Source organism: Sphaerospermopsis reniformis, from assembly GCF_005402885.1.
Taxonomy (GTDB): Bacteria; Cyanobacteriota; Cyanobacteriia; order Cyanobacteriales; family Nostocaceae; genus Sphaerospermopsis; species Sphaerospermopsis kisseleviana.
On sequence record NZ_BJCE01000040.1, the window covers coordinates 14,744 to 31,749 of the forward strand.

The 17,006-nt window shown below is 37.3% G+C and carries 14 protein-coding genes and 2 pseudogenes; 4 read left to right on the plus strand and 12 right to left on the minus strand.

Annotated features, from left to right (window positions below; translation table 11 throughout):
- Window positions 1–114 precede the first annotated feature (114 nt).
- A complete protein-coding gene (locus tag FFR48_RS08185; protein ID WP_137667026.1) occupies window positions 115–1,776 on the plus strand; it encodes a site-specific DNA-methyltransferase in 1,662 nt (553 codons plus the stop codon).
- Between the two features lie 14 nt (window positions 1,777–1,790).
- A complete protein-coding gene (locus tag FFR48_RS08190; protein WP_137667027.1) occupies window positions 1,791–4,532 on the plus strand; it encodes a DEAD/DEAH box helicase in 2,742 nt (913 codons plus the stop codon).
- A 2-nt stretch (window positions 4,533–4,534) separates the two neighbouring features.
- On the opposite strand, the gene FFR48_RS08195 is transcribed toward FFR48_RS08190, so the two are convergent.
- Window positions 4,535–5,053, minus strand: coding sequence for a phosphoribosyltransferase (locus tag FFR48_RS08195; RefSeq protein WP_137667028.1), 519 nt, complete (start codon window positions 5,051–5,053; stop codon window positions 4,535–4,537).
- A gap of 73 nt (window positions 5,054–5,126) precedes the next feature.
- On the opposite strand from FFR48_RS08195, the gene FFR48_RS08200 reads away from it, so the two are divergent.
- Complete coding sequence (locus FFR48_RS08200) at window positions 5,127–6,536, plus strand: MFS transporter (protein ID WP_137667029.1); 1,410 nt, start codon at window positions 5,127–5,129, stop codon at window positions 6,534–6,536.
- A 106-nt stretch (window positions 6,537–6,642) separates the two neighbouring features.
- On the opposite strand, the gene FFR48_RS08205 is transcribed toward FFR48_RS08200, so the two are convergent.
- Together FFR48_RS08205 and FFR48_RS08210 are read right to left on the minus strand one after the other, a co-directional pair.
- Window positions 6,643–7,383: a class I SAM-dependent methyltransferase gene (locus tag FFR48_RS08205; protein WP_096564884.1), complete on the minus strand. Its 741-nt coding sequence runs from the start codon at window positions 7,381–7,383 to the stop codon at window positions 6,643–6,645.
- 59 nt (window positions 7,384–7,442) lie between these two features.
- Window positions 7,443–7,754 (minus strand): annotated as a pseudogene (locus FFR48_RS08210) (chromate transporter); the annotation flags it as partial.
- A 2-nt stretch (window positions 7,755–7,756) separates the two neighbouring features.
- On the opposite strand from FFR48_RS08210, the pseudogene FFR48_RS29350 reads away from it, so the two are divergent.
- Window positions 7,757–7,912 (plus strand): annotated as a pseudogene (locus FFR48_RS29350) (IS4 family transposase); the annotation flags it as partial.
- A gap of 179 nt (window positions 7,913–8,091) precedes the next feature.
- Here the strand turns inward: FFR48_RS29350 and FFR48_RS08215 are convergent.
- From FFR48_RS08215 to FFR48_RS08250, 9 genes are all read right to left on the minus strand, one after another.
- Entirely contained in the window at window positions 8,092–10,086 is a 1,995-nt protein-coding gene (locus FFR48_RS08215) for an FHA domain-containing protein (protein WP_137667030.1), read from the minus strand.
- Window positions 10,083–10,265 carry a DUF6760 family protein gene (locus tag FFR48_RS30360; protein WP_307722512.1) on the minus strand — a complete coding sequence of 61 codons (183 nt, stop codon included), beginning with the start codon at window positions 10,263–10,265 and terminating at the stop codon, window positions 10,083–10,085. Before FFR48_RS30360 ends, FFR48_RS08215 begins: the two co-directional genes overlap by 4 nt.
- On the minus strand, window positions 10,229–10,612 hold the full coding sequence (locus FFR48_RS08220) for a hypothetical protein (protein WP_096564880.1): 384 nt from the start codon (window positions 10,610–10,612) through the stop codon (window positions 10,229–10,231). The genes FFR48_RS30360 and FFR48_RS08220 overlap by 37 nt, the downstream gene beginning before the upstream one ends.
- A gap of 67 nt (window positions 10,613–10,679) precedes the next feature.
- Window positions 10,680–11,009, minus strand: coding sequence for a hypothetical protein (locus FFR48_RS08225; protein WP_137667031.1), 330 nt, complete (start codon window positions 11,007–11,009; stop codon window positions 10,680–10,682).
- Between the two features lie 10 nt (window positions 11,010–11,019).
- Complete coding sequence (locus tag FFR48_RS08230) at window positions 11,020–11,511, minus strand: phage tail protein (protein WP_137667032.1); 492 nt, start codon at window positions 11,509–11,511, stop codon at window positions 11,020–11,022.
- Window positions 11,512–11,554: 43 nt separating this feature from the next.
- On the minus strand, window positions 11,555–12,010 hold the full coding sequence (locus FFR48_RS08235; RefSeq protein ID WP_096564874.1) for a phage tail protein: 456 nt from the start codon (window positions 12,008–12,010) through the stop codon (window positions 11,555–11,557).
- Window positions 12,011–12,067: 57 nt separating this feature from the next.
- Window positions 12,068–13,729, minus strand: a complete 1,662-nt coding sequence (locus FFR48_RS08240; RefSeq protein WP_096564872.1) for a phage tail sheath family protein — start codon at window positions 13,727–13,729, stop codon at window positions 12,068–12,070.
- 170 nt (window positions 13,730–13,899) lie between these two features.
- Window positions 13,900–14,745 carry a Pvc16 family protein gene (locus FFR48_RS08245; RefSeq protein ID WP_096564870.1) on the minus strand — a complete coding sequence of 282 codons (846 nt, stop codon included), beginning with the start codon at window positions 14,743–14,745 and terminating at the stop codon, window positions 13,900–13,902.
- 232 nt (window positions 14,746–14,977) lie between these two features.
- A complete protein-coding gene (locus FFR48_RS08250; RefSeq protein WP_137667033.1) occupies window positions 14,978–16,651 on the minus strand; it encodes a serine/threonine protein kinase in 1,674 nt (557 codons plus the stop codon).
- Between the last annotated feature and the right edge of the window lie 355 nt (window positions 16,652–17,006).

The following is a 17,006-nucleotide window of genomic DNA, read 5'->3' on the forward strand; positions in this document are numbered from 1 at the left end:
AAATTTTGATTTAATTGTGAGCAAATTAATGACAAAAATTAACCAATGGGTTATAATATTAAAATATAAAATCAAATTTTAAAATTTAATTTGCCATAAAAGCAAACCCTAATTATGACTAAAAAACAGAGACTAGAATTAACATGGATAGGTAAAGAAATTCGCCCCAAATTAGAACCGCGAATTTTATTAGAAGAGGCTGAAAAATCTTATCATGCTGCCCATCGAGTCAGTGAAAATGATATTTTTGATAATTGCTTAATTTTTGGGGATAACTTATTAGCTCTCAAGGCTTTAGAACAGGAATTTACAGGAAAAGTTAAATGTATTTTTATTGATCCTCCCTATAATACAGGTTCGGCTTTTGAACATTATGATGATGGCGTTGAGCATTCTATCTGGCTTTCTTTAATGAGAGATAGGTTAGAAATTATTCGTAATTTGTTATCAGAAGATGGTTCTTTGTGGATTACCATTGATGATAATGAAGCACATTATTTAAAAGTAATGTGTGATGAAATTTTTGGACGTGCAAATTTTGTGGCTAATGTTGTTTGGCAAAAGAAATATGCAGTTGCTAATGATCACAAGACTATTGCACCAATGCACGATCATATACTGGTTTATAGAAAGAGCGAGTCTTGGCAACGCAATCTTTTAAAAAGAACAGAAGAAAAAGATCGCCAATACCGATATACAGATGAAAAAGGAGTTTTTCGTATTGATAATTATACGTGCAATAAAAGCTCTGAAGAAAGACCAAATCTTTATTACCCAATAATTCAACCAAATACTGGGGAAGAAATATATCCTAAGAAAACTTCCGTTTGGCGTTATTCAAAAGAAACACATGAACAAAATATTAGAGATAACCTTGTTTATTGGGGAAAAGATGGTTTATCAAGTACACCAGCTTACAAAAGATATAAACATTTGCTCAAAAATCAGGGAACTGTACCGCAAACACTTTGGTTGCACGAATATGCAAGTCATACTGATGCTGCTAGAAAAGAAATTCGTGCTGTATTAGGTAGTTCTTCTCTTGCAGATGATTTTATTACTCCCAAACCAGAAGGATTAATACAGCGAGTTTTAGAAATTGCAACAAATCCTGGTGATTTAGTATTAGATTCCTTTGCAGGTTCAGGAACAACAGGCGCAGTAGCGCACAAAATGGGAAGACGCTGGATCATGATTGAACTAGGAGAACATTGTCATACCCATATCATTCCCCGACTCAAAAAAGTGATTGATGGAGAAGACAAAGGAGGTATTACCGAAACTTTTAACTGGAAAGGTGGCGGTGGTTTTCGTTACTATCGCCTTGCACCATCATTATTAGAAAAAGATAAATGGGGTAACTGGGTGATTAATAAAGAATATAACCCCGCCATGTTAGCCGAAGCACTCTGCAAACTTGAAGGCTTCACTTATGCACCATCAGATACATTTTATTGGCAACATGGATATTCTACAGAACGAGATTTTATTTATGTCACTACCCAAAATCTCAGCCATGAACAATTATCTAAACTCTCTGATGAAGTAGGACAAGAAAGCACTTTACTTATATTATGTAGTGCCTTTCGTGGCAAAGTTGATATATTCCCAAATCTGACAATCAAAAAAATTCCTAAACAAATACTTTCCCGTTGTGAATGGGGACATGATGATTACAGTCTTGATATCAAAAATCTGCCTAAAGCACCCCCGGAAATTGAAAAACCATCACCACATAAACCACAACAACAGCATATACAACAATCACTATTTTAGATGGATAACATACTATGAATAACATCGTTAATAACATTGCTAATCGTCTCAGTCTGCGCCCTCCACAAAGACAATCATTAGAAATTTTAGATCGGGTTTGTGAAATTTTGCCTATCAATGAACAATCTGATCTAGAAACAAGTTTAGCAAAAATTAATCAACAATTCCCCACAGTTACTAATTTTGAGCGTGAATTTCCTTCACTGTGTTTTGCACTAGCAACAGGTGTAGGTAAAACACGATTAATGGGTGCTTTTATTAGTTATCTGAATCTAGCATATAATATAAAGAATTTCTTTGTTTTAGCTCCCAACCTGACTATTTATAATAAGCTGATTAATGATTTTACACCCAATACACCAAAATATGTATTTACAGGGATTTCTGAATTTGCGATTCAGTCACCAGTAATTATCACAGGTGATAACTATGAAACCAATGCAAGAACAATTTTAGATCCACAAATTCCCTGCAAAATCAATATTTTTAATATTTCAAAAATCAACTCAGAAGTGCGCGGTGGTAAAAGTCCGAAAATCAAAAGATTATCTGAATATATTGGTGAAAGCTATTTTGATTATCTTTCCCAGTTAAAAGACTTGGTAATTTTAATGGATGAATCCCACCGATATCGAGCATCAGCAGGAATTAGAGCAATTAATGAATTAAAACCATTAATAGGTTTAGAACTCACCGCTACGCCTTCAGTAGAAACCAGTAAAAAAACAGTTTATTTTCAAAATATTATCTATGAATATTCTTTAGGAAAAGCCATTAGAGATGGTTTTGTGAAAGATCCTGCGGTTGTGACTCGTAAAGATTTTAATCCTGCCAGTTTATCATCAGCAGCAATTGAAAGAATCAAATTAGAAGATGGAATTTATTTACATGAAAATATTAAAGCTGAATTAAAAGCTTATTCTATCCTCACAGGAAAGCCAATTGTTAAACCTTTTATGCTGGTAATTGCCCGTGATACTAACCATGCTTCACAACTGTTAGAATTGATTAAATCTGATGAATTTGCAGAAGGATTTTATCAGGATAAAGTCATACAAGTTGATTCTAGTAAAACAGGCGCTCAAGAAGATGAAATGGTGGAAAGATTGCTAAAAGTAGAACATCCAGATGAACCAACAGAAATAGTTATTCATGTGAATATGTTAAAGGAAGGTTGGGATGTGACTAACCTTTATACAATTGTCCCATTAAGAGCCGCAAATTCGGAAATTTTAATTAAACAATCTATCGGTAGAGGATTACGTTTACCCTATGGAAAACGCACAGGTATCACTATTGTAGATCGTTTAAATATTGTTGCCCATGACAAATTTCAAGAAATTGTGGAAGAAGCAAAACGTCCCGAATCAGAAATTAGATTGCAACAAATTATTCTTACACCTGAAGAGTTAGAAGAGAAAAAGAAAACAGTAATTTCACAGTCAAAACTTGCCCAAACTTTGGGAATTACAACAGAACCAAAAAATGAAGATCACTTTGAGGATAATAGAGAACAAAATACAGAAGAAAATACAACTGTTACAGAAACAGAAACCCAAAATATTCAAACTTCTATATTTGCATCTCCCGTAGAACAAAAGATTGCAAATTTGACTTATCAAGAAATTCAAAAGTTAGAAAATCAGCCTGATAAAGTACCAACAATATCCTATCTTGCAACACCAAAAGTTCAATCAATGGTGCGGGAAGCTGTAGCTAAAGAATATCGTCCAGAACAATTAGAAATAGCAGGTGTAATTACACCACCAGATATTGCATCTATTGTGGCTAAAACAACTAATTTAGTCATTCAGCAAACTATTGATATTCCCAAAATTTTGATTGTTCCTCAAGGAGAGGTAAAATCAGGATTTAGGTCTTTTGCTTTAGATGTGACAGGTTTAAATTATCCTGTTCCTTCCAAAAAAGAATTATATATTCAATCTTTAGCAACGGATGATTCTACATCTTTAGAAATCAAAACAGACAATTTTCCAGAATCTCGATTAGAAAACTATATTGTGGAAAATCTAGTCAATTTTGATGATATCTGTTATGATGAAAATGCTGATTTGCTTTATGATTTAGCAGGTCAAGTTGTTGAGCATTTTCTCACCTACCTAACAGAAGAAGATACACATAAAGTTTTATATTTTCATCAAGTTGAAATTGCTAATCTTGTTCATAACCAGATGCAACAACATTTCTGGGAAGATAATGTTAATTATGAAGTAAAAATCAGTAAGGGTTTTACAACTTTAAAAGAAAGTGCTTATACCACAAATGCCAAAAATTATTTAGATTATAGAATCTCACCTGCTGATAAAAGCAAGATGTCCAAATATCTGTTTACAGGTTTTGATAAATGCCTTTATCAAGAACAAAAATTTCAATCAGAAGCAGAAAGGGTATTATCTATAATTTTGGAACGAGATGCAATCAAATGGTTTAAACCAGCAAGGGGACAATTTCAGATTTATTACAAATGGGAGGGAGATTATTTAGAATATCAACCTGATTTTGTGGCAGAAACAACAGAAATGATCTATATGCTTGAACCCAAAAACCGAGATGAAATAGACGATCCTCAAGTGGTTGCTAAGAAAAATGTAGCGGTTCAATGGTGTAAATATGCTTCTGATTATATGTTAAAACATAATGGTAAACCTTGGGTTTATGTGTTGATACCCCATGATGCGATCGCCCAAAATATGACACTCAAAGGTTTAGGCGATCGCTTTACGATTAAGTCATAGTATCAACAAAGCTGACTTACTTTTTCCGCCAACTCCTCCGGGGTTATATGTTCATAGATTTCAAAAGGTTGATGAATCCAAGGATTATCCGGTAAATAATCAGCGTAGTAATCCGGAACAATTACAGAACAATCTTTATACCAAATTACCGCAGTACGGATTTCTTCAATCGCAACCTGGCTATATTCTTTTAACCAAGGAATAGTTTCTTTTAGAGTGATACCCGAATCTACTAAATCATCTACCAAAAGAATCCGCGAACCTAAACGCTCAGTAGTCATGGTTAAATGAGGGGAAACTATCAAACCGCCCCTTTCCTGTTTACCCGCACCGTTGTAAGATGATGTAGATAAAATTGCTAACGGTAGATCATAGATTCGGGAGAGAATATCTCCTACTCGTAATCCTCCTCTAGCAAGACAGACTATTTGGTTAAATTGCCAACCTGATTGATAAATCTTAACTGCTAATTGTTCAATTTTATGGTGATAATCTGACCAGGAAACGTAAAGGTCTGACATAGGACTTAGGGAAGTAGTTTTTAGTTAGCACTGCAAGCAAATCCCAACTATCTTAATATGAGTGTAAGTAATTATGAACAATGAAAAATTAGATTTGAAGACTAAACTGGCTTATGGTGCTGGAGATTTAGGTCCGGCGATTACTTCTAATATTGCGATCTTTTATTTACTGTTGTTTTTTACTAATGTAGCTGGTATTCCCCCTGGTTTGGCGGGCAGCATTTTGATGATTGGTAAAATTTGGGATGCTGTCAATGATCCGATTGTGGGGGTATTAACAGATAAGACTCAATCTCGGCGTTGGGGTCGTCGTTTACCTTGGATGTTTTATGGTGCAATTCCTTTTGGATTATTCTTTTTTCTACAATGGATTGTACCACAATTTACTCCCAATCAAAGTAGTAATATTTGGCCTTTGTTTTGGTATTACGTAGCAATTGGGATTATGTCTCAGGCTTTTTTTACGATTGTTAATTTGCCATATACAGCAATGACACCGGAACTAAGTCAAGATTATGATGAAAGAACCAGTTTAAATAGTTTTCGCTTCACTTTTTCTATTGGTGGCAGTATTTTATCATTGATTTTCGCACAAATTGTATTTGCTGTAATTCGTGAACCACAACAACAATATTTAGTGTTAGCAGCAATATGTACTGTGATTTCGGTGTTATCTTTATATTGGTGCGTATATGGAACAAGAAAGCGGATTCTTGCTTTTGAATCTAAACGTATTCAATTAGAACAACCAGCAGAAATTCCTTTTATAGAACAAATCAAGATTGCTTTCAGTAACAAACCTTTTTTATTCGTTATCGCCATTTATCTTTTTTCTTGGTTAGGTGTACAAATCACCGCTACAGTCATTCCCTATTTTGTCATCTACTGTATGAAACTCAAAGATTCTCAAGTTCCCACAGTATTAATTGCTGTTCAAGGAACTGCTTTATTAATGTTATTTGTTTGGAGTTATTTAAGTAAAAGATTTGGTAAAAAAATCGTTTATTTTTTGGGTATGACTTTATGGATTATTGCTGCTGCGGGATTATTTTTTCTGCAAGCAAATCAAATAGGTTTAATGTATTTTATGGCTGTTATGGCTGGTTGTGGAGTTTCCACAGCTTATTTAATTCCTTGGTCTATGATTCCCGATGTTATAGAATTAGATGAACTGCAAACCGGACAAAGAAGGGAAGGAGTATTTTATGGTTTTATGGTGTTATTACAAAAGTTTGGTTTAGCATTTGGTTTATTTATAGTTGGTAATGCTTTACAAGCTTCTGGATTTCGGGAAACTATAGCCGGACAAAGTACACCAATACAACCCGATTCCGCATTGTCTGCTATTAGAATTATAGTCGGTCCAGTACCAACAATCTGTTTAATTTTGGGTTTGATTTTGACTTTTTTCTATCCTATTACCCGTGAAATGCACGCAGAAATTATGTTTAAGTTGCAAGAGAGGAGAGAGAATAATTCTTAGGTTTTCTCTCCCAATTTCTGTTTGATGCGTGGATATAAATTGAAACTGACAATTTTTGTCCTTCTTCTTGAAGTTTTTGATCCTTTGACTCCTGAATGAAAAAAGTTTACTCTTTAAAACACTCAATCCCAATTAAAGGGATACACTCTAAAAAATCCTGCCAAAATTCTTGCCCAAATTCTGCTATACCTTCAGGAGAAACTAATGGTTTTTGCCAACGAACATTTTTAAAACCAACATCTGCAAATACTTTTTGATGTGTATCTTTGCTGAGGTAATAATTATCAAAACTAAATTCCTGACCATCTACAAAAAATGTATACTTGATTGCTGTTCCTGGTTGCAGAGGTTGGGAAATAGTTTTAATAAATCCATATTTCTCAGTTTTAAGATAAGAACTTGGAGGTTGTTCACTATTATTGTTTAATGTCACAAAACGCCCTCCTATTTTGAGATTATTAAAAATGGTTTGTGACATTTTTAATAATTGTGTTTTAGTTTGGGCATAATTCAGTAAATAAGAAGCAACAACTAGATCAAAATCTCCAATTTTTCCTAGTTCTAGCACATCAGCAACAATATATTGAATATCAAGTTTTTGTTTGCTTTCTTGTTTTCTTGCTAGTTCTACCATTTTTTCAGAAATATCAACCCCAACCACCAGAGAAGCACCTTTTTCTTTAAACTGTCTACTATACCATCCTTCTCCACAAGCTAAGTCGAGAATTGATTTTCCTGTTAAATCACCAAGCATATTAAAATATGTATATGTTTCAATATGTAGGCGAATCGGCAACTCTTTAGATTTTTTATATTCTTGGGCTATGCTGTCGTAATACTGTGCCATTTTTCAATCACTGAAAACTATATTTATAGTTAAATTACTAAAGCAAATTTATCCATCTGTTATTGGATATATCCTAAAATTTGAACACCCCAACCAATTAAACCACTACCTAAAACCAACCATGTAGCATTAATTTGATAACGAATAGCTAAAACTGCAGAAATTAAGAAAATAATTAATCCTAAAAAATCCACATAAGGCACTTTTCCAAAAGTTAAAGTTGTTATTCCTAATTGTAAGGTGGTCACCACCATCAAAGCCACAGCACTAAGATTAACCGCATCTAAAAAAGCCCTTGTCCAAGATGAAGTACGTAATTTAGGAATGAGAGGATTTAAAATAGCAACAAATAAAAATGAAGGAAGAAAAATGTCTTTACGTTGAGTGTTGGTTGGCTTATGCCTTGGATAATAGTTTAACAAGTATGCGGGATTTATTTAAAAGATTAAACAATACAGGGATTGATGTAAGAATTTCGACATTTTTCAAAGCTAACACACATAGAAGTAAAGAGATATTCCAAAATATGGCTCTTGTGTCTGTTTTATGGAGGTTGAGGATTGATTATCACAAAATCCTTACGGGGCAATGATTATAAACTATAATGCCCATATTTTGAATGAAATGCCCGCACAATAAGGATTTCAATGATTTTGAACTGGGTTCTCCATAAAAAGTACCGAAGAACCGTTTTTTGTAACTATTGATCTATGAATCTGTCATGTTTTTCAGATAATACACGATCACCTCTGCTGTTTTTAAATTAGTTGCTACCAACACCTGATTCATATTACATATTTTCAACAAAGTTTCTTCATTAGTTGGACTAGGTGCAGGTGTGAGAAAATCTCTGAGGAAAATCATAGCTAAAATACCTCCAGAACCTAGCAGGACATTAATTTTTTGATATCCCCCAGCAGTGGGAGAAGGAATTTCTTCACTCACAGTCAGACCAGCTTCTTGCTTTAAAACTTCACTCACAGAAGGCCAGCTAATGGTCAAGCTTTGAGAGAAAAACTCTTTATTTTTAGCAACCAACTCAGCTAATTCATATTTCTTGCTTTCGTGAGCAATGAGGACTATATTTTTTTGAATGCTCATCTGACTATCTTCTCTCTCCGTATTTGCTTCTATATCGTCAACAGCTTGTAATTCTTCAGATTCAGTAACTGTTGCTAATTTTTCACCAACAACTACTAAATTCTCACCAACTTCAGTTGTGGAAATAGATGTTTCTGTTTCTAAGTTTTCTGCTGTTTCTAAGTTTTCTGCTGTACAAACCACCTCTGTTACTGATATTTTTTCACTGATTTCTGCTGTAGAAATAGATGTTTCTGTTTCTGGTGTTTCTAAGTTGTCTGTGGTAGAAAAAACCTCTAGTTCGGTCACTTCTCGATTAACTTCTTGTAAGGTTGTACTACTCACCTCAATATCTTCATCACTATCTTCACTACCAATTATTTCCGTAACTTCTGCTTGAGGAAGAATATTATCATGTGGTGCAAATATCACATCAATCTGGGATTCCTTCAACGTCTCTGATACAGTTTCAGTTGCTTCTACATCAATATCACTTACCACTTCTGGCACATCATTATCTGTAGTCACTGCTGGTTGAACTTCACTTTCAGTTACTAAATTTTCTCCTTCAATACCATCATCTGTATCTGAATCTCCAACTTCAATATTACTTTCAGTTGGCGCTGGTCGAATGTTAATATCTCGCGGTTGTACAATTGTTAATTCCTGTAACATTGGCGTACTTAAATCAACATCTTCATCACTCTCAGATGTCGTCACATCAGGTACTGTTTCCGATGCTGAAGCAACAATATCTTCTACCTCTACTGTTTCTACAACGGTTTCTACGATGCTTCTTGCTTCTGCTATTGGTGTACTTAAATCAATATCTTCATCATCTTCATCACTTTCATTTGCAGTCACATCAGTTACTGTTTCCGATGCTGGAGTAACAATATCCTGTGGTTGGATAAAGGGTCTTGCTTCTGCTATTGGTGTACTTAAATCAATATCTTCATCATCTTCATCACTTTCATTTGCAGTCACATCAGGTACTGTTTCCGATGCTGGAGTAACAATATCCTGTGGTTGGATAAAAGTTTTTTCTTCTACTATTAGACTTTCAGGTAATATTTGACTTTCAGGTGTAGTTATTACCTCTTGCTCTTGTGCAGCAGCAACATCATCAACTTCAGGTGTTGTCTTCTCTTCCTGAATTGGACTAATCACTTCTTCAGTCAAGTTGCTAACTACTTCTGGTGCTGGCTCATTAATGTTAGCAACATTAACTTCTGGTGATATTGGTCTGGAAAACAGCGCCGGGTCTATAACCCTAAACACGGTTTCTGGTAATTGTTCCGCCGCAGGTGTCATATCTTCCATCTTCAGAAAATAATCTCCGATCTGGATAGAATCACCGTGCTTTAAAATATATGGCTGATTTTTTACAGCTAATTGATTATTAACTATAGAACCATTCCTACTGCCAGTGTCGCAATAATAATACTTTCCACCTTGAACAAAGAATTTACCGTGTATGCGACTGACATCAGGACTTTCTAAGGGTAAGTCACAATCAGGAGAACGACCAATGATAAACTCTCCTTTTGGTGTAGTTGCTACTACTAAGTCGAGTTCATTTACTTCATTTTCTGTGGTTAAATAGGCTATTTTGACTTTCATATTAATTTTTGGTTAATTTTATTAATTTCTGTCACCCACCGCTGACGGCAATTGTGTTCTAAATTTAGAATATCATCTTGTGACCAGTGAAAGTGATAAGCAATAAAAGCTACCTCCTCATACAAAGTGTCAGAGGGGTAGCTTATGACTCCCCCGCTAATGTTAACTCTACCAAAAATTGAGTATTACAATGTGGACACTGAGTAGGGATATGGGTATTACCTTGCTGATTAATTCGATTGTAAAATTCTCTGAGATAGGCAATGTCATGTAAGAGCAGTCCTTCCAATAAATCAGGGCTAACAGAGTTTAAACTTCCCAGTCTTGTAATCACACGGGATAACATCACCAAAACGTTATAATCTGGATTTTCTTGGACTTTGCGCTCTTTCTGCACCAAAATTTCATCTTTGGCAGTGGCTAAACGCATGATTCCATGACGATGCACACGGTTTTGGCTATCCATTAACCCCCGTGGAAGAGTAAAGTCAAATTCAGTATAGAGGGTGTCTTGTTTACGGGGCATAATTATTGATGTTTTTTACTGATGATTGAGTAGATTTAATTACATAGATTTAATTATGCAGCAGTGGTTATGGGGAAGTTCCTTTCTCCTGTGGTAAGGAAGTTTCACCGTTCAAACCATTGATATGACGATAAAAGTCTTGCAGGTAATTTAAATCTTGGGCAAAAAAGTTTTCTACCATAGCAGGACTAACTTCAGATATAGCACCCAATTGAGTTATCACACGAGACAAGATCATAATTGTGGCATAGGCTGGGTTAGCTTTGACACGGGGGTCACGTAAAGGCGCTATCTCATCTATAGCCGTTGATAATCGCATTATACCCTTACGGTGCAGATTGCCTTCCGAGTCTAGATACCCTTTAGGCAGTGTAAATTCAAACTCTGTTGCAAACATATTTTGCCTATTATTTTACGCGCTTAAATTCTTCATAGGCAACTTCAATTTCTTCAATTTCTATCTCACCACTGCGGGCATTAACATCGGCTATTTTATAACTGGCAGGCCAAGCACCAGCTAATTCAAATCTTGCTTGTTCTTTGCCAGATTGGTCATAGATAGTCAAAGAAGCATTTTTACGTTGATCAGCCCATTTGCCTTCTTGAACGGCTTCAAACCACTTCCAGATAGCTAGAGAATTGGTCATTCCTCTTTTGAGAGTGATATTCCCACTTTTGACATTACCAGGAATTTTGGTTCTGACGACTTGACCTTTATCTGATGCACCCCATTTATTAAGAGTAACTTCAGCAATTTCAATAGCATCTTGAGTTCTTTTAAAGCCTTGACACTCTAAAAAGAAACCATCAACATTATCTTGTTGACCATCTAATGTTAGACCTAAGTAGAACCGATGGGCTGTAAGAATTTCTGGAACTTGACCTGCTGTTTGTGACACTTTTGATTGTTGCTAAATTTATTATTTGACCATTATTTGATCATTATTTGACCCGTTTAACGCCTTCGTGAACTAACTCAATAGTTTCATTGGCCATATCTCCACCAGATGCAGTTAAGGTGGGACCCGTGTATTTACAGGGATAACAGTTAACTATGTTCCAACGAGCTTTTTCACTGCCTTGCTGATCATAGGCAACTACTGAGCCAGTTTTCCGGTTTTGCGCCCACTGTCTGGGATCTCCCATATCTTCGTTACATTTCTGATACCATTGATACAGGTCTATATCATCAGTGGCAATTACCTTCAATGTAATATTAGTAAATTTTACTACTGTTGGTGTTGCCTGCCGCATGATCTTACCAGACTTAGATGAGCCGTGGATATCTTGCGCTGGTGTACTTTCAACACCTAGTCCACTAATTTCTTTGATGAATTTATCAGTAATTCCGTCAGCCTCGAAGTAAAACTTGCAAGCCGTTAAAAATTCCCCTGGCATAATGATTTAACCTCCTGTGCAATAAGTGATATAAAAACCTTCAAGATGGATTTTCTGCTACTCTTCATCTGCGATTCCATTCCACTGACTGACGCGGAAAATGACAAATTCAGCAGGTCTGACAGGACAAACACCGACCTCAATATATAGACGACCTAATATTCTGGTTTCTGGTGGGTTAAGTTCCTCATCACACTTGACATAAAATGCTTGTTGTGGTGAAGCTCCAAATAAAGCACCTTCACGCCAAATCCGTTCTAAGAAGTTACTCACAGTACGTCTAACACGCGCCCACAAATCTTCATCGTTGGGTTCAAAGACTACCCACTGAGTACCTAATTCAATGGATTTTTCGATATAACTAATCAAGCGTCGTACACTGATATAACGCCATTCGGTTTTATCTGGCTCAACCAAGGTTCTCGCACCCCAGACGCGGATACCACGATTGGGGAAGGTGCGAATACAGTTAATACCCAAGGGGTTTAATAATTCCTGTTCGCGGAAGTTGGTCTCATAACCTAAACCGATTACGCCTCTAGGTACTTCATTCGCAGGAGCTTTATAAACACCTCTAGTTTCATCAGTCCGCGCCCAAACTCCCATGATATGTCCACAGGGAGGTACAAGAATCGGATTACCGCGATCGCGTGGGTTGGCAACTTTGATCCAAGGATAATAAAGTGCAGCAAACATGGAACGACGGTTAAATCTATTCAACCATTCCACTACCTGTTGCGGTTTGACTGCTTCTGAAGGCGGATCAATCAAAACCATGCGGTTGGGTGGGTTAGGAATATCACCACTGGCTGAACCTTCGCACATACTAATCATCAATTCCATGATGCCGTGGACTTGATCCAAATTTAGCACTTGCGCTTGATATGCCCGCATTAAATCAGGACAGGCCAACATGGTGATTTCATCTATTTCAAAAATCCCCCTTACTCCTGTACGATCATCACGTATACCTTCTAAATCGCTGGAAAATCTATCGACGGGAACAGCTACAATCGGTGGTGCTAGTTCATATTGTCCATTGGCCGGACGGCGCGATAAAGGCTGTCCAGCTTGAGATACATCTTGCACCTGAATATACATAGAATTTCTTAAAGCCGCCACTGCATAGGTGGCTACCTGAGCTGCGGCCTCCCGGTTCATGGTTAAGTTCTCGTATTGTTCCAGAACTTCATCACCCCGGCGAATCTGCACAGAAAAATACTCGCCAGTATTGGGTGGGGCTTCCCCTTCTGTACCTTCTGGTAAAGGACGAGGACCACCATCGGTAATTAAAATATTGACTGCTCCGCTGGCTGCTTGTTCAGGGCGCAAAGCAAAGCGGAGTGTTGGCCGATTACCTCTACCAGTAATTGTGAGAATGGCTGGTTCTGGGCTTGAGGGTTTAGGTGCGCCTGGTAACTGAGTACCAATGCTTGTTACCCAGCAACGACCACCACCATTCATAAAGTAGCCATAAACAGCAAAAGGTAAGTAGGCGTTAAAATCAGTGAAACCATCAGAATTAGGACGAGCAAAATAGTTAAGATATTGCGTCCAATTAGTAATTAACATGGGCTTAAATAATTCAGCCCCATCACGCACATCTTCTGTAAACCCGACAAAACCAGCGATCGCCGTACTCACACCTTCAATTGGTCTGCTGCCACGGTCAATTTCTTCAATATAGACACCCGGAGCAAAGTAATCAAGTCTGGCCATAAAAGCATCTCCTAATCGGTAAACACCCAAATTTATCGAAACAATCGGGTCTAAAACCGGACTTCGTCTCGCTACGCTAACGCCTTTGAAGGCAAAAGTTTTTGGAGTGGGGTATAAATCCCCTTAACAAAAACCCCCTCCTGCCTTCTGCCTCCTGCCTCCTGCCTTCGTTATTCAGGAGTTAGTAAGATTTCTTTGAAGGTATAATTTTGGCTATCGACTAAGACATTAACATTCTGTGGTAAATAGCCAGGACAATTGACTGTCAAAACATAATTACCTATACGTAAATCTTCAAAAAAGAAAATTCCTTCTTGATTTGTTAATACAGATTTTTCAGTTTTGACTACAGCAACTTTGGCATCCACCAAAGGCTGATTAGCTACCGCACTTTTCACCATGCCAGCGATCGCTACCCGTTTAGTAGCAACTGAGCCGTTACCATTGCCATTGCCATAAAATTGGTTTTGTAAATTGAAAATTCTTTCCGAAACCAATGGTACAGGCATCGACTGTGGCTCCCAGGGTACTGTCACCGTCACATACAAACCAGCACGCAAGGGTACATTGAGTGCGCTCCATAACGAGCCAATCTCAATCGGTGGATCAAGAGCAACTGTCATGGACAAATTGCCATAACCCCGCAATTCTGGAACTAAAAAATCCTCTTGCAGAGGGCGATGACGCAACAGTACATTCAAAGCTTCACTTAATAAGTGATGCTCACCTAAAGCAGTTCTATCCCAAGCTGTTAATAATATAGAGACATCAAACCAAATAGGCGACCAATTGATCATGGCAGGTTGCAGAGCGTTTGTTAGTTTGCGTTCCACTTGTCTGCCGGAATGCTGTATTTGTTTACTCTCGCGTAAGTCGTAAACATACAAGTTGAGAGTCGGACTTGCACCCTCTTCCCGACGATGGCTAGGATGACTAAAGTCAATTTGCTCGGTACTGGTAAGTGATGTTCCTCCAGCTAGAATTTCTGCTAATGTTTGTACAACAAAGATAAGCATGAAAGTGTTTGGCTGGTAGCTAATCCAGATGCCTCTAGAATATCTGGATGAGTCTTGGAAAGGTAATTAGACTTTTGTCGATAATTTTTTGATGAGTTCCACGGATCACATCTGTTGAGGCTGGTAATGGGTAACGGGTAATGGGTAATTGGGAAAAATAAACTCTTGTCTCTTGCCTTCTTAGTGTTCCCTGACTCCTGACTCCTATTCCTAACTAGTAACTTATGTTATATTAATTACTTTGAGTTGAGCTAGGTTCACCAGGTAAATCTTGAGAACCAGAATTTGAGAACAAGAAAAATATCAGTATTCCTGTCAAACAAGCTAATACAATTCCTAATCCAATCCAAATATTTCGCCCAAAACTGTGGGAACTTCTGGGGCTAACTAACTGTTCTGGCTTTGGTTGAAAGATTGTGTTATCTGGTATATTGTTACGACTTGGAGAAACTACAGGTCGTGGCTGATACAAGGTATTATCTAAGTTGCTGGCTTGTTCATTGTTGATTGGCCTATTTGCTGGATTTTGATGATTCTTTGGTTCTGATGACGGTTGGGGTTGGAACATACCCCCTTCTGGTGGTTGTGGTTGATTTGGTTGTAGGGGACGGGGTACTGTTTCGTTATTGTTGTTTGCATAGGGTGAAGGACGATGTTGGAACATACCTCCTTCTGGTGGTTGTGGTTGATTTGGTTGTAGGGGACGGGGTACTGTTTCGTTATTGTTGTTTGCATAGGGTGAAGGACGATGTTGGAACATACCCCCTTCTGGTGGTTGTGGTTGATTTGGTTGTAGGGGACGGGGTACTGTTTCGTTATTTGACTGTTGATTTGGCAATTGTGGGATCAGTAGAATAGTCTCATCTTCAGATTCGCTTGTATAAAATGTTTGCAAGGGTTTAGAGACAGTTTCCTGATGAAAATCAGGTTGAGGCTGAACAATAGTTTCATTTATGGTACTAGCGGTACCAAGGGTGGGTTTAATAACCTCTTGCAACGCCTGATTTAGTTCACCTACTGATGCAAAGCGATTATTCGGATCTTTTTGCAGACATTTAATGACTGCAGTTTCCATTTCGGCAGATATGTTTTCACATCCAAGTTGTTCACGCAAAGGTTTTGGTAGTTCATAAGTATGAGCAACAACCCAGGAAGCTTCACTGATATTATTACCTTTAATGCTGAAACCAAAGGGATCTGCTGCACTTAACATTTCATACAAGATAATGCCCAAACTGTAAATATCAGCCCTGGCATCTAAATTTTGCTTGTTTTGAATCTGCTCAGGTGCAGCATAACGAAATGTGCCGATAAAAGTAGTAGTTAAATTGCTCTGTTCAGAAGAATCATTACGGATTTTAGCTACACCAAAATCTAATATCTTCACCCACTCTCCCAAATCTGTAGGGATGAGAAAGATATTATCTGGTTTCAGGTCACGATGGATCACCTGAATATGTTCATTGATACCATCTTTTTGTAAAGTTACTCCTTGATGTGCCATCTGTAAAGCCTGACACACTTGAGAAATAATACTCACGGTTCTTTCTACAGATAATCGCTTTTCATGCAGTAGCAATTGTCGTAATGTTTGTCCGCGCAAATACTCCATCACATAAAAAGGATATCCTTCTGGTGTTACCCCGCAATCACTAATCTTAACAATGTGGTCACTTTGTAAAGCTGCACACACCGCCACTTCCCGCTCAAAACGCTTTCTCATCTCTTGGGATGCTACCAGCGTATCTTTGAGTAACTTCAATACTATCTGTTGACCTACACGGGTATCTGTAGCCAATAATACCTCTCCCATACCACCGACAGCTAGAGGTTTATCGATCCGGTATCGCTGGTTATCACCTATAAAGCGCCCATTCCAATAATTTGAAGAAGATGGGGAATTCATCTGATGGCAGCCATCCTAAATTTAATTTCAGGTTTTAACTTTCTGCAAAAACAATAATTATTATTAACCCAAGTTGATAGTTAGGAATAGGATTCAGGATAACAATCAATTTCGATAGTATCATCTAGGATTTTTCTTCCTATATCTGCTGAAAGTTCCCATTTTTTAGCCTTTAAAGGCATAACTAGCAACTTACATTATTACAATTTTACAAACATACTGTCTGACTTGACACTCTGCGGTCTAAAGACACGCAGATTCTTTAAGACTTGCTCAAAAGGGATAGTCAATTATCCCCCTACGCGCTCAAAACAACTACCAGTACGACAGGTATTGCAATTGCGTTTACTTTTAT

Coding starts and splice junctions, on each gene's coding strand:
- FFR48_RS08185 (WP_137667026.1), top strand. CDS start 115: ATGACTAAAAAACAGAGACTAGAATTAACATGGATAGGTAAAGAAATT.
- FFR48_RS08190 (WP_137667027.1), top strand. CDS start 1,791: ATGAATAACATCGTTAATAACATTGCTAATCGTCTCAGTCTGCGCCCT.
- FFR48_RS08195 (WP_137667028.1), bottom strand. CDS start 5,053: ATGTCAGACCTTTACGTTTCCTGGTCAGATTATCACCATAAAATTGAA.
- FFR48_RS08200 (WP_137667029.1), top strand. CDS start 5,127: ATGAACAATGAAAAATTAGATTTGAAGACTAAACTGGCTTATGGTGCT.
- FFR48_RS08205 (WP_096564884.1), bottom strand. CDS start 7,383: ATGGCACAGTATTACGACAGCATAGCCCAAGAATATAAAAAATCTAAA.
- FFR48_RS08215 (WP_137667030.1), bottom strand. CDS start 10,086: ATGAAAGTCAAAATAGCCTATTTAACCACAGAAAATGAAGTAAATGAA.
- FFR48_RS08220 (WP_096564880.1), bottom strand. CDS start 10,612: ATGCCCCGTAAACAAGACACCCTCTATACTGAATTTGACTTTACTCTT.
- FFR48_RS08225 (WP_137667031.1), bottom strand. CDS start 11,009: ATGTTTGCAACAGAGTTTGAATTTACACTGCCTAAAGGGTATCTAGAC.
- FFR48_RS08235 (WP_096564874.1), bottom strand. CDS start 12,010: ATGCCAGGGGAATTTTTAACGGCTTGCAAGTTTTACTTCGAGGCTGAC.
- FFR48_RS08240 (WP_096564872.1), bottom strand. CDS start 13,729: ATGGCCAGACTTGATTACTTTGCTCCGGGTGTCTATATTGAAGAAATT.
- FFR48_RS08245 (WP_096564870.1), bottom strand. CDS start 14,745: ATGCTTATCTTTGTTGTACAAACATTAGCAGAAATTCTAGCTGGAGGA.
- FFR48_RS08250 (WP_137667033.1), bottom strand. CDS start 16,651: ATGAATTCCCCATCTTCTTCAAATTATTGGAATGGGCGCTTTATAGGT.